Source organism: Bradyrhizobium sp. UFLA01-814, from assembly GCF_046718885.1.
In the GTDB taxonomy this organism is placed as follows: domain Bacteria; phylum Pseudomonadota; class Alphaproteobacteria; order Rhizobiales; family Xanthobacteraceae; genus Bradyrhizobium; species Bradyrhizobium elkanii.
This window is the reverse complement of record NZ_JAQOSR010000216.1, coordinates 1-12,059: the sequence shown is the minus strand read 5'-3', so window position 1 is coordinate 12,059 and position 12,059 is coordinate 1. Positions and strand designations below refer to the sequence as shown.

Below are 12,059 nucleotides of genomic sequence, written 5' to 3'. Positions count from 1 at the left end.
AGACGGCGAGCTCCAAGACGGCGAGCCGATCAAAAACCGCCGGAATGAACGGCGCGCAGCGCGCTCCTGTTCTGAACTATCCCTGAATCTGAACGCAGGATGAATGCTGCTTCGGACATTGTCCGGAACAGCATTTTCATTCGTGCTGGAATCAAGCGAATTGCGCGCGGAACTTGAGTTGCGCGGGTTGCAGCATTGGAACTGGAACGTTCTCGTTGCTTGCGATGTTGAGGGGCATCGATCAATTCGGAGGAGGACAATCATGAACAAGCGTTTTGCTGTTTCCCTTGTCGCTGCAGCGTCGCTGCTCGCGTCCGGTTCGGCCTTCGCGCAGTCCACGACTGCGGCGGGCGCCGCGAACGGCGCGCGGGCCGGCGGCGAAATCGCGGGGCCGGTCGGCGAGATCGTCGGCGGCACGGTGGGTGCCGCGGTCGGCGCCGGCCTCGAGATCCCGAACGCGGTGATCACCTCGATCCCGCGCGGCGAGCCGTCGGTGGTGGTGCGTGAACGCGTCGTGGTCGGCGAGCCGCTGCCCGGCACGGTCGTGCTGCGTCCGGTGCCGCGCTACACCGAGTATCGCTACGCGGTCGTCAACGATCGCCGCGTGATCGTGGAGCCGCGCACCCGCAGGATCGTCAAGATCATCGACTGATCGCATCGATTTCCTGTCATTGCGAGGAGCGACAGCGACGAAGCAATCCATCGCGCCCCATATGCTGAAGCGTGGATTGCTTCGCTTCGCTCGCAATGACGGAAGTGGAGAAATATCATCCTCGCGGGCCCATCGCCCGCGGGGATTTTCGTGGGTCCCATGAATACCGGCATGGCACAGGCCCGTTTTTTCATGAAGCGGGCGGTTGGCCTGACGGCCCGATCCCCTAGACTGGATTGCAACGGACGGACGCAGCAAGCGTCGGCCTTGGTCAAAAGCAGGGGATGGATACATGGCTCGGAAGATCGCGATCGTCGGCGCGGGTGCGGTCGGCGGCTACGCCGGTGCGCATATGGTGCAGGCGGGAGAGGACGTCACCTTCATCGATCCCTGGCCCGCGCATGTCGAGCACATGCGTAAGCACGGATTGCGCGTCACGCACGCGATGGATGTTGCGGAATTCTCGGTGCCGGTGCGCGCGCTTGATGTCACCGGCGCGCAGCAATTGGCAAAAGAAAAACCGGTCGACATCGCCTTCGTCTGCATGAAGTCCTACGACACCGCCTGGGCCACCATGCTGATCCGGCAATATCTGGCGGCAGATGGCTACGTCGTCTCGCTGCAAAACTGCATGAACGAGGAAACCATCGCCGGCATCGTCGGCTGGGGCAAGACGCTCGGCTGCATCGCGAGCAGCATCACCGTCAATCTGCCGGAGCCGGGCCATATCCACCGCGGCGCCGGCAAGGGCGGCGCGGCGCACACCGTATTTCGCGCCGGCGAGGTGCACGGCCGGATCACCGCGCGGGCCGAAGAGGTGTGCCGGCTGGTCGGCTTCTCCGACAGCGCCAAGGTGACCTCCAATCTCTGGGGTGAGCGCTGGTCGAAGCTGGTCGCCAACGTGATGGGCAACGGGCTGTCGGCCTGCACCGGGCTGCCGGGCGGTGAGGTGCTGCAAAGCGAACCGCTGCGCCGCTTCTCGACTCGGCTCGGCAGCGAGGCGATCCGCGTCGGCCAGGCGCAGGGCTATCAGCTGGAGGAGATCCTGCATCTGCCGCCCGAGACCATCGCCCGCGCCGGCGAGGGCGACGAGGCCGCGACGCGCGCCTGCGACGAGCAGCGCTTCAAGGATAGTAAGCGCACCTCGTCCGCGCAGCGTCCCTCGATGGGCCAGGACATGCAGAAGGGCCGCCGCACCGAGATCGAATTCCTCAACGGCCTCGTGGTCCGCGAAGGCGAGAAGCTCGGCATCGCGTGCAACGCCAACGCCGTGTTGACCGACATCGTGAAGCGCGTCGAACGCGGCGAACTGAAGCCGGATCCGCGGCACATCACGGAGTTGAGGATGAATTGAACTAGAGGCTCTCGTCGCCTCTCGCCGTCATTGCGAGGAGCGAAGCGACGAAGCAATCCATGCATCAACGTGTGCGGCTGGATGGATTGCTTCGCTTCGCTCGCAATGACGTGGAGATTGTGGGCCGATTGCCTACAGCAACTGCCTCACCCCCATCCCGCTCATGAACCGCTCGCGGATCTGCACGGGATCTCGCCTGGTCGTACCGGTGCCGGGCTTGTCGTCGATGCGGACGCCGATCAGGGTCGGGGCGGAGGCCTGTTTCGACTGCTCGATCAGCCGCTCGAAATCGTCCTCGTCGGCGGCCCAGGAGCTGTTGGCAAGACCGCTGGCGATTGCGACCTGGACGATATCGGTATGGCCGGCGGCCGGCGTCGGCTGCGCGCCCGTGATCTGGTAGATGCCGTTGTCCATCACCACCATGGTGAGATTCTTCGGCGCCAGCGTCGCGATGGTCGAGAGGCAGCCGAGCTGCATCAGCAGCGAGCCGTCGCCTTCCAGCGCGAACACCCGCCGGTTCGGCTGCGCCAGCGCGACGCCGAGCGCGATCGGAAACGCAAGTCCCATGCTGCCCAGCATGTAAAAATTCTGCGGGCGATGGCCGGCGGCCCAGAGGTCGAAATTGGTGTTGCCGATGCCGCCGATCACAGCTTCGTCCTTGAGCCCGGCGACGAGGCGCTGGGTGAGCTCGAAGCGGTTCATCACCTTGCTGTTGCGGGCGTGGGTGCTGGTCATGGCTGATCTCACTTGTCGAAGGTCTTGCCGCCGGTCAGCAGCGGCGAGAGGATCAGCGCCACCGGCGCCTGGGTGGTGACGGCCTGCTTGATCGAGCGGTCGACGATGAATTCGAGCTCGTCGAGCCGCGTGATGGTGTGATGCTCCATCGCCAGCGAATCCAGCACCGGGCGCATGGTGCGGCAGACCAGCGCCTGGCCGTAATTGAACTCGCCGAGCGTGCCACGCTCGGAGACGAACATGATCAGCGGGATCTGGTAGGGCACCGCGAGCGAGGCCAGCACGTTGGCGAGCGTGGCAAAGCCCGACGTTTGCATCAGCACCGCGCCGCGCGTTCCCGCCATCCAGGCACCGGAGACGATGCCCACCGCTTCTTCCTCGCGCGCGGTCGGAAACGTCGTGAAATAGGGATCGGCGTGCAGGTCCTTGATCAGCGTGGTCAGCACCCGGTCGGGCACGTAGGGCACCAGCTTGATCTCGTTCCGCTTCAGCGTCTGCAGCACGATGCCGTGCCAGGTGGTCGCCGCATCCTGGGACTTGTCCTTGGCTTTATCTTTGGACGAGGCTTGTTCCGCGGCCGCCATCCTGTTCTCCCTGCTCGCGCGACGCTGGTGGCCGCTTGCCGCACGAAACTTGACGCGGTGCCTGCGATTGTCAACATGTCGCGGCCGCAACGCGATCTGCGGAATTCGGCCATCGCAGCGCCGAACCAACGTGCGATACAGGCGTAACGAAAAAGGGACGGTAGCGATCAAGGGACGGGAGGCGTCGATGGCCGGATGGGTCTGGCGGACCGCCATTGCGGCAGCGGCCATGATTGTGACCGGCCTTGCGTCCGCGCAGCCGTTCCCGGCCAAGGCCATTCACATTCTCGTTCCATATCCGCCCGGCGGCGGCGTCGACGTGCTGACGCGCACGCTCGCCGAAGCGGTGTCGAAGACCTGGACGCAATCGATCGTGGTCGAGAACCGGCCCGGCGCCGGCGGGGTGATCGCCTCGCAGGCGATCGCGACCTCCGCGCCCGACGGTTACAATCTGATCATGGTGGCGAGCGGCCACGCCACCAATCCGTTCCTTTATCCAAAGCTGCCCTACGACACGTTCAAGGATTTTTCACCGATCTCGCTGCTGGCGTCGTCGCCGAACGTGCTGCTGGTGCGCGCGGATTCGCCGTTCAAATCGGTCGGCGACGTCATCGCCGCGGCGAAGGCAAAGCCGGGCAGCCTGTCCTTCGCCCATGCCGGCAACGGCACCTCGACCCATCTGGCCGGCGAACTGCTCAAGAGCCTCGCCAAGATTGATCTCGACGCGATCCCCTACAAGGGCGGTGCGCCCGCGATCAACGATCTGCTCGGCGGGCAGATTCCGCTGTCGTTCAACAACGGGCCGGAATCGGTCGGGCAGCTGCAAGCCGGCACGGTTCGCGCGCTGGCGGTGACGACCGGCTCGCGTGCGCCGTTCCTGCCTGACGTGCCCAGCATGTCGGAAACCGTGCCGGGCTATGACACAGAGGTGTGGTGGGGGTTGCTCGGACCCGGCAACATGCCGGCCGACCTCGTCGCCAAGATCTCGCGTGATTTCGTCGCGGCGGTGAACACCGATGCCGTGAAGGAGCGGCTCGGCAAGCTCGGTGCGATCCCGATCGGCTCCACGCCGGACAAGTTCGCCGCCAAGATCAAGGCCGACTACGACAAATGGGGGCCGATCATCAAGGCCGCCGGCATGAAGGCGGAATAGAACATGGCTGCGTCGGAAATTCCCGCCTGCCTGCCGCCGCGTCCGGTGACGCCGCCAAAGGACAAGCTGCCGCCGAAGGCCTGCGATACGCATGCGCATGTGTTCGGCCCGGCTGACCGCTTTCCCTATGCCGGCGATCGCAGCTACACGCCGCCCGACGCGCCGCTCGCGACCTATCTCGGCATGCTCGATGCGCTCGGTTTCGCCCGCGGCGTGCTGGTGCAGGGCAGCGCGCACGGCCACGACAATTCGGCGATGCTGGATGCGCTGCAGCGCGAGCCCGCGCGTCTGCGCGGCGTCGCGGTGGCCGATGCCGATGTGGCGGCGGGCACGCTGCGGCAATGGCATGTGCTCGGCGTCCGCGGCCTGCGCTTCAACCATTTCTTCCGCGGCGGGCAGCTGCACTATCGCGGCGGCATTCCCTTGAATGTTGCCGAAACGCACGCGGGCGTGATGGCCGAGCTCGGCTGGCATCTGCAGCTCTGGATCGATGTGAAGGATTTGCCCGACACGATCCCGACGCTGAAGGCGCTGGGCCTGCCGGTCGTGGTCGATCACATGGGCCGCACCGACGCTGCCGCCGGCATCAACACCGCGGGCTTTCAGAGCCTGCTGCGTGCGGTGGACGAAGGCTGGTGCTGGGCCAAACTGTCAGGCGCGCATCGCCTGAGCCAGCGGGCCCCTGATTATCCGGATGCGCGACCGTTCCACGAGGCGCTGGTCGCGGCCAATCCTGAACGGCTGGTGTGGGGCGGCGACTGGCCGCATCCGCGGGTCGAGGGTGAAATGCCCGATGCCGGCCATCTGCTCGACCTGTTTCACGAATGGACGCCGGATTCGGCGACACGGCACCGCATCCTCGTCGACAATCCCGCACGACTCTATGGCTTCCCAAACTGAAAGCTGCTCGAAGACATGACCGTCAACAACAAGCGCGTGTTCTACGTCAAATACCTCGCCCACGAGATCTACGTCGATATCCTGAAGAAGCGGCCGGACGTCCGGCTCGATCGTTTGGAGAACGACACGCCGGAGGCGACCTTCGCGCCAGTTCTCGCTGACGCGCATGCCTATCAGATCGGCGCGGCGCGCGATGAGCTGGCGCCGCACTTCCATGCCCATGCCGAGCTGTTGAAGCGTGCGCCTAATCTTCTGATCGTGTCGTCGAATGGTGCCGGCTTCGATCCCGTCGATGTCGATGCCTGCACCGCGGCGGGCGTGCTTGTCGTCAACCAGTCCGGCGGCAACGCCAATTCGGTCGCCGAACACGCGCTCGGCATGATGCTGACGCTGTCGAAGCGGATCATCCAGTCCGACCGCAGGCTGCGGCGCGAGGCCAATGTCAACCGCAACGATCTGATCGGCAACGAGCTGAAGGAGAAGACGGTCGGCATCGTCGGCCTCGGCAATGTCGGCCGCCGCATCGCCGAACTGTGCAAGGGCCTCTTGCACATGAAGGTGATCGCCTACGATCCCTATCTCACAGCGGATGAGATGGCGAAGCGGGGCGGGGAGAAGGTCGAGCTCGACGATCTCTTGCGCCGCGCGGACTTTGTTTCGATCTCGTGTCCGCTGGACAAGAACAGCCGCGGCATGATCGGCGCGCGCCAGTTCGCGCTGATGCAGCCGCATGCCTACTTCGTCACCACCGCGCGCGGCTTCATCCACGACGAGAAGGCGCTCGAGGAGGCGTTGCGCGACAAACGCATCGCCGGAGCCGGGCTCGACGTCTGGGACAAGGAGCCGCCGCCGCCGGATCATCCGCTGCTGCAGTTCGACAATGTGCTGGCGAGCCCGCACACCGCCGGCGTCACCCGCGAGGCACGCATCAACATGGGCCGGATCGCGGCCGAGCAGATCCTCGATGCCCTCGACGGCAGGCGCCCGCCGCGCATCATCAATCCCGAGGTGTGGCCGGTCTACGCAAGACGGTTCGAGAAGGCGTTCGGGTTCATGCCGGGGTAGGGTCAGCCCTGCCCCTGCGGGGCCGCGGCTGCGCGCGGTCAAAAATATCGAAAACAACCCCATGCAAAGGAGCTGGCGGCTGCCGGCGTTCGAGCAGGGCAACTTGACGCGTCGGGCAACTCAGGGGTACATTTCCAATATTCAGAAATCGTGCAGGCGCCGGCCTTGCGGGGGAGATATACCGCAAGGCGGAGGGAACCCTTCCGCCGGTGCGCGCCTCGCACAAGCGGCCAGCCGTGCGAGTGTTCTTGCGCGCGCAAGAACACCGGAGAAAATCTCCTTCGTCGTAGCCTCGATCGAGGCAACAAACCCACTGCCAAACGGCCGCCTCACAACACGCCCGTTGTTATTTTCCCTGAGATATCGACGGCTTAGCCGGAAATCGCCATTTTCAGTCTGTGCCCGTCCATTCCGGGCACGGAAGGAATACGTTCATGCGACAGGTTCAGTCATTGCTCCGCAACGCGCCCGCCAGGATCGGCCGCCGTCTTGCGCAGATCGTCGCGATCGCGGCCGCCAGCCTGCCGCAGGCCGGCGCGTAGTTTTCCCCGCTGCGAACAGTCGCACACGTATCAGCCGAATTAACTCACTACCCTTTCGTGTTAGTGCTAGCGTGGTACCCCCGGGCTCTGCCGGTGCAGCAGGGAGGGTTCCATGTCACGCTTCGTCGTTCATTTCATGAAGGACGTGCTCGGCGGCAATGGCCGCGAGCGCGAGGTTTGCCAGGGCGCGCTTGAGATCGACGCCTCGAGCGAGGGCCAGGCCACCGAGATGGCCAAGGTCAAGTTTTGCCAGGAACAATCGCTATGCGACTGGTCACTGCATGCCGACCGCATCCGGATAGAGGCGGCCGACTTGCACGCCTGAACCAGATCGATCGCGTGTGGCGGCATCCGACCTCTCCCTGTGGGAGTGGGGCGCGACCCAATGGTGCCGTCATTGCGAGGAGCGATAGCGACGAAGCAATCCATGGTTCCGCATGTGCGGACAGATGGATTGCTTCGCTGCGCTCGCAATGACACAAGAGAAGCCAACTCGCTCTTGCGAAGTGAACGGCCGAGTTCAGCTCGCCCTTATCACTCCGGCAGGATGCGAACCGCACCCTTGGCCGCGCTGCTGGCGAACGCCGCGTAGGCCTTCAGCGCGGTCGAGACGGCGCGCTTGCGCGGCGCCGCCGGCTTCCAGGCCGCGTTGCCCCTGGCTTCCATCGCTGCACGGCGACGCTTCAGTTCGGCATCGTCGACCTTGAGATTGACCTTGCGGTTCGGGATGTCGAACTCGATGATGTCGCCTTCCTCGACGAGGCCGATCAGGCCGCCTTCGGCGGCTTCCGGCGAGACGTGGCCGATCGACAGGCCCGACGACCCGCCGGAGAAGCGGCCGTCGGTGATCAGCGCGCAGGCCTTTCCGAGACCTTTCGACTTCAGGTAGCTGGTTGGGTACAGCATCTCCTGCATGCCGGGGCCGCCGCGCGGACCCTCATAGCGGATCAGCACGACGTCGCCCGCCTTCACCTTGTTGGTGAGGATGGCGTCGACCGATGCGTCCTGGCTCTCGAAGATTCGGGCCGGGCCCGAGAACTTCAGAATGCTCTGATCGACGCCGGCGGTCTTCACGATGCAGCCGTCCTCGGCGAGGTTGCCGAACAGCACGGCGAGGCCGCCGTCCTTGGAATAGGCATGCTCGGCGTCGCGGATGACGCCCTTTTCACGATCGAGATCGACCTCGTCGAAGCGGCGGTCCTGGCTGAAGGCTTCCTGGGTCGGCACGCCGCCCGGCGCGGCGCGGTAGAAGTTGCGCACCTTGTCGCTTGATGTCCGCACCACGTCCCAGCGGTTCAGCGCATCGTCCAGCGTCGCGGCGTGCACGGTCGGCCCGTCGGTCGTGAGCAGCTTGGCGCGGTCGAGCTCGCCCAGGATCGCCATGATGCCGCCGGCGTGATGCACGTCCTCCATGTGGACGTCCTGCACCGAGGGCGCGACCTTGCAAAGCACCGGCACCTTGCGCGACAGGCGGTCGATGTCGGTCATCGTGAACGGCACTTCGCCCTCGCGTGCGGCGGCGAGCAGATGCAGCACGGTGTTGGTCGAGCCGCCCATCGCGATATCGAGCGTCATCGCGTTCTCGAACGACTTGAAGTTCGCGACGTTGCGCGGCAGCACCTTGGCGTCGTCCTGCTCGTAGTAGCGGCGGGCGAGGTCGACGATCAGATGGCCCGCCTCGACGAACAGGCTCTTGCGGTCGGCGTGGGTCGCCAGCACCGAGCCGTTGCCGGGCAGCGCGAGGCCGAGCGCCTCGGTCAGGCAGTTCATCGAGTTCGCGGTGAACATGCCGGAGCAGGAGCCGCAGGTCGGGCAGGCCGAGCGCTCGATCACCTCGACCTCTTCGTCCGATACGTTGGAGTCGGCGGCCGCGACCATAGCGTCGATCAGGTCGACCGCGCGCTTCTTGCCCTTGAGCAGGATCTTGCCCGACTCCATCGGTCCGCCCGAGACGAACACGGTCGGGATGTTGAGCCGCAGCGTCGCCATCAGCATGCCGGGCGTGATCTTGTCGCAGTTGGAGATGCAGACCATCGCGTCGGCGCAATGCGCGTTGACCATGTATTCGACGCTGTCGGCGATCAATTCGCGCGAGGGCAGGCTGTACAGCATGCCGTCATGACCCATCGCGATGCCGTCATCGACCGCAATGGTGTTGAACTCCTTGGCGACGCCGCCGGCCTTCTCGATCTCGCGAGCCACGAGCTGGCCGAGATTCTGCAGATGGACGTGGCCGGGCACGAACTGGGTGAAGGAATTGACCACCGCGATGATCGGCTTGCCGAAGTCCTCGTTCTTCATGCCGGTGGCGCGCCAGAGGCCGCGTGCACCCGCCATGTTGCGGCCGTGGGTGGTGGTGCGGGAGCGATAGGCGGGCATCGTAAATCCTTCTCAAATCCTTGGGCTAAGGGCATTTTTTAGGGGAGTTGGTGCTCCTTATGCCTGCCCGTGGATGCGGATTCAAGCGCGGAACCGCATGGCTGAACCCCGCAATTCGGGCAATGTCGAGCGGTCGGCTTGATCTCGGTCGGCCCGTTGCATTAGCTGGTCGCACCGACGGCAAGAACGACGGCAAGAACAACGAACAAGCGCAAAAAAGGGAGAGACGCGTGGCAAGATTGCCCCTGATTGATCCGGACACGACGGGCGGCGACATCCGCGCCGCGTTCGACCGCATGCCGGTCAAGCTCAACATTTTCCGCATGATGGCCCATGCCGAGGCCAATGCCATTCCGCTGATGCGGCTCGGCAATTCGATCCTGCACAAGCAGAAGCTGTCGGCGGTCAACCGTGAGCTCCTGATCCTGCAGGCCGCGCAGCTCGAGGGCGGCGCCTATGAATGGCGCCAGCACGTGCCGATTGCGCTCGGCGTCGGCGTCACCCAGGCGCAGATCGATGCCGTCGAGCGCGGCAATTACGACGATGCGGTGCTGAACGCCGCCGAGCGCGCGCTGCTCGGCTTCGGCCGCGAGGTGGTCGAGAAGGTGCGCGTCGGGGACGCCGCCTTTGCCGGCATGCGCGAGCATTTCAGCGATCAGGAGATCGTCGAGGCGATCGTCGCGCTCGGCTTCTACATGATGATGGCGCGGCTGACGGAGGCAACCGAGACCGATCTCGATCCGGCCGCCGGCATGGCGGTCTACGAGGGTGGCAAGAAGCGGGGTTGAATCGGATGTCGGAGATTTCGCAAGCGACCGCGCAAGACTCTAAACCGGAGCGCTATGTCCGTCCGCTGAGCGCGGAATCCTCGGGTATCGCGCCGGGCAGGGGACGTCTCAACGGCCGCCGCATCCTCGTGGTCGGCGGCGGCCAGCGCGTGTTCGATGCCGCGACCGATCCGATCGGCAACGGCCGCGCCATGAGCCTGCTGTTCGCGCGCGAGGGCGCGCATGTCGCGGTCGCCGACCTCAACCCTGCCTCGGCCGAGGACACGGTTGCGCGCATTGCTGATGACGGCGGCCGCGCTTTCGCGATCGCCGCCGATGTCACTCAAGAGGCCGACGTCATCAGGATGGTCGATGAAGCTCATCGCACGATGGGCGGGCTCGACGGCATGGTGCTGAACATCGGCACTTTCGGCAAGACCGGGCTCGACAATGTCAGCGCGGAGGAGTGGAACAGGATCTACGACGTCAATGTCCGCGGCCCGATGCTGTGCTGCCGCGCGGCCTTGCCGAAATTCGAAGACGGCGGCTCGATCGTCTTCATCTCCTCGATCGCGGCGCTGAAGGCGGGATCGCAGATGGCGGTCTATGATTCCTCCAAGGCCGCGCTCGGCGGCCTGATGCGCAACATCGCACATGCGGGCGCGCGGCGCGGCATCCGCGCCAATCTGGTCTATCCCGGGCTGGTCGACACCCCGAACGGCCGCGAGGCCGGCGCGGGCCGGCCGTCGCGCGGCAAGGGACATATCCCGTTCGGCCGTCAGGCGACGGCCTGGGAGATTGCCTATGCCGTGCTGTTCTTCATGTCGGATGAAAGCGTCTATGTCACTGCGCAGACGCTCGCGGTCGACAGCGGGCTCAGCGGTTTGTGAGCGGCGGGGAGGGCGCATGAGTGCATTGTTCGGCAAGGTCTGTCAGAACGGCTACGTCGTTCGCGACATCGATGCGGCGTTGAAGTTCTGGACCGAGACACTGCGGGTCGGGCCATTCTTCCTGATCCCCTCGGTCAAGGTCGATTGGTTCCGCTATCGCGGCGTGGACTCCGCGGTCGAGATGTCGATCGCGCTGGCCAATTCCGGCGATCTGCAGATCGAGCTGATCCAACAGCGCAACGACGCGCCGTCGATGTATCTGGATTTTCTGGCGCGCCACGGCGAGGGCCTGCAGCACATGTCGTACTGGAGCACGGACTACCAGTCGCTCTACGACCGCGCCATCGCGGCAGGCTTCACCGTCGGTCATGAAGGCCAGATCGGCGGCCCCAAGGGACGCTTCGCCTATTTCGACACCGCCGGCCATGCCGGCACCGTGATCGAGATCTCAGACATCTCGGGATCGAAGGGGCGGTTCTTCGAGAAGATCAGGGCCGTGGCCGCGACCTGGGACGGCTCGGACCCGATCCGCGTGGTGGGCTGACGCGGCTATTCGGCTGCGAGGCCGGCGCGGGCCGTCCGTCGCGCGGCAAGGGGCATATCCCGTTCGGCCGTCAGGCGACAGCGTGGGAGATCGCCTATGCCGCGCTGTTCTTCATGTCGGATGAAAGCGTCTATGTCACCGCGCAGACGCTCGCGGTGGATAGTGGGCTGAGTGGGCTTTAGCGCTGAAGCTTGGTTGCATCGGTGTGTCCGCAGATTCGCTTTGCCTCTCCCGCTTGCGGGCAGGGCTATCGCATATGGGAGGAAATGGATTTGTCCGCACCGTCATGGCCGGGCTTGTCCCGGCCATCCACGTCTTTCTTCGCCTGGAAACAAAGACGTGGATGCCCGGGACAAGCCCGGGCATGACGAGTTTGTGGAGCGACCGAGCTCATATGCGATAGCCCTGCGCTTGCGGCGGGTCGGGGCTCTCTCCACGATATGACTCGCGGAGCTGTCTCTTATACACATCTCCGAGCCCACGAGACTTAGGAT

At 65.0% G+C, this 12,059-nt stretch carries 12 protein-coding genes and 1 pseudogene; 10 read left to right on the top strand and 3 right to left on the bottom strand.

Going from position 1 to position 12,059, the window contains the following annotated elements; all coding sequences use genetic code 11:
* The first annotated feature begins 262 nt into the window (after positions 1–262).
* A complete protein-coding gene (locus PMN64_RS38420; protein ID WP_411784526.1) occupies positions 263–652 on the top strand; it encodes a DUF1236 domain-containing protein in 390 nt (129 codons plus the stop codon).
* Positions 653–944: 292 nt separating this feature from the next.
* Positions 945–2,006 carry a ketopantoate reductase family protein gene (locus PMN64_RS38415; RefSeq protein WP_411784525.1) on the top strand — a complete coding sequence of 354 codons (1,062 nt, stop codon included), beginning with the start codon at positions 945–947 and terminating at the stop codon, positions 2,004–2,006.
* 132 nt (positions 2,007–2,138) lie between these two features.
* Here PMN64_RS38415 and PMN64_RS38410 read toward each other — a convergent pair whose 3' ends face one another.
* Positions 2,139–2,741 (bottom strand): thiamine pyrophosphate-dependent enzyme, encoded by a 603-nt coding sequence (locus tag PMN64_RS38410; protein WP_411784524.1) that lies wholly within the window; start codon positions 2,739–2,741, stop codon positions 2,139–2,141.
* Positions 2,742–2,749: 8 nt separating this feature from the next.
* Complete coding sequence (locus tag PMN64_RS38405) at positions 2,750–3,325, bottom strand: decarboxylase (protein WP_411784523.1); 576 nt, start codon at positions 3,323–3,325, stop codon at positions 2,750–2,752.
* Positions 3,326–3,512: 187 nt separating this feature from the next.
* Here PMN64_RS38405 and PMN64_RS38400 point away from each other — a divergent pair, with 187 nt between their 5' ends.
* From PMN64_RS38400 to PMN64_RS38385, 4 genes are all read left to right on the top strand, one after another.
* Positions 3,513–4,478, top strand: coding sequence for a Bug family tripartite tricarboxylate transporter substrate binding protein (locus PMN64_RS38400; protein ID WP_411784522.1), 966 nt, complete (start codon positions 3,513–3,515; stop codon positions 4,476–4,478).
* 3 nt (positions 4,479–4,481) lie between these two features.
* Entirely contained in the window at positions 4,482–5,378 is an 897-nt protein-coding gene (locus PMN64_RS38395; protein ID WP_411784521.1) for an amidohydrolase family protein, read from the top strand.
* Between the two features lie 15 nt (positions 5,379–5,393).
* The gene (locus PMN64_RS38390; protein ID WP_411784520.1) at positions 5,394–6,443 is read left to right on the top strand and encodes a hydroxyacid dehydrogenase; all 1,050 of its coding nucleotides are present in this window, start codon (positions 5,394–5,396) and stop codon (positions 6,441–6,443) included.
* Between the two features lie 654 nt (positions 6,444–7,097).
* Positions 7,098–7,310 (top strand): hypothetical protein, encoded by a 213-nt coding sequence (locus PMN64_RS38385; RefSeq protein WP_028345217.1) that lies wholly within the window; start codon positions 7,098–7,100, stop codon positions 7,308–7,310.
* Positions 7,311–7,519: 209 nt separating this feature from the next.
* Here the strand turns inward: PMN64_RS38385 and ilvD are convergent, their stop codons facing one another.
* Positions 7,520–9,364: a dihydroxy-acid dehydratase gene (ilvD, locus tag PMN64_RS38380; protein WP_028345216.1), complete on the bottom strand. Its 1,845-nt coding sequence runs from the start codon at positions 9,362–9,364 to the stop codon at positions 7,520–7,522.
* A gap of 230 nt (positions 9,365–9,594) precedes the next feature.
* Between ilvD and PMN64_RS38375 the strand changes: the two genes are divergently transcribed.
* From PMN64_RS38375 to PMN64_RS38360, 4 genes and pseudogenes are all read left to right on the top strand, one after another.
* Positions 9,595–10,152, top strand: a complete 558-nt coding sequence (locus PMN64_RS38375) for a carboxymuconolactone decarboxylase family protein (protein ID WP_411784519.1) — start codon at positions 9,595–9,597, stop codon at positions 10,150–10,152.
* A 5-nt stretch (positions 10,153–10,157) separates the two neighbouring features.
* On the top strand, positions 10,158–11,021 hold the full coding sequence (locus tag PMN64_RS38370; RefSeq protein WP_411784518.1) for an SDR family NAD(P)-dependent oxidoreductase: 864 nt from the start codon (positions 10,158–10,160) through the stop codon (positions 11,019–11,021).
* 16 nt (positions 11,022–11,037) lie between these two features.
* Positions 11,038–11,565: a VOC family protein gene (locus PMN64_RS38365; protein WP_411784517.1), complete on the top strand. Its 528-nt coding sequence runs from the start codon at positions 11,038–11,040 to the stop codon at positions 11,563–11,565.
* 11 nt (positions 11,566–11,576) lie between these two features.
* Positions 11,577–11,747: pseudogene (locus PMN64_RS38360) on the top strand (SDR family oxidoreductase); the annotation flags it as partial.
* Positions 11,748–12,059 lie beyond the last annotated feature (312 nt).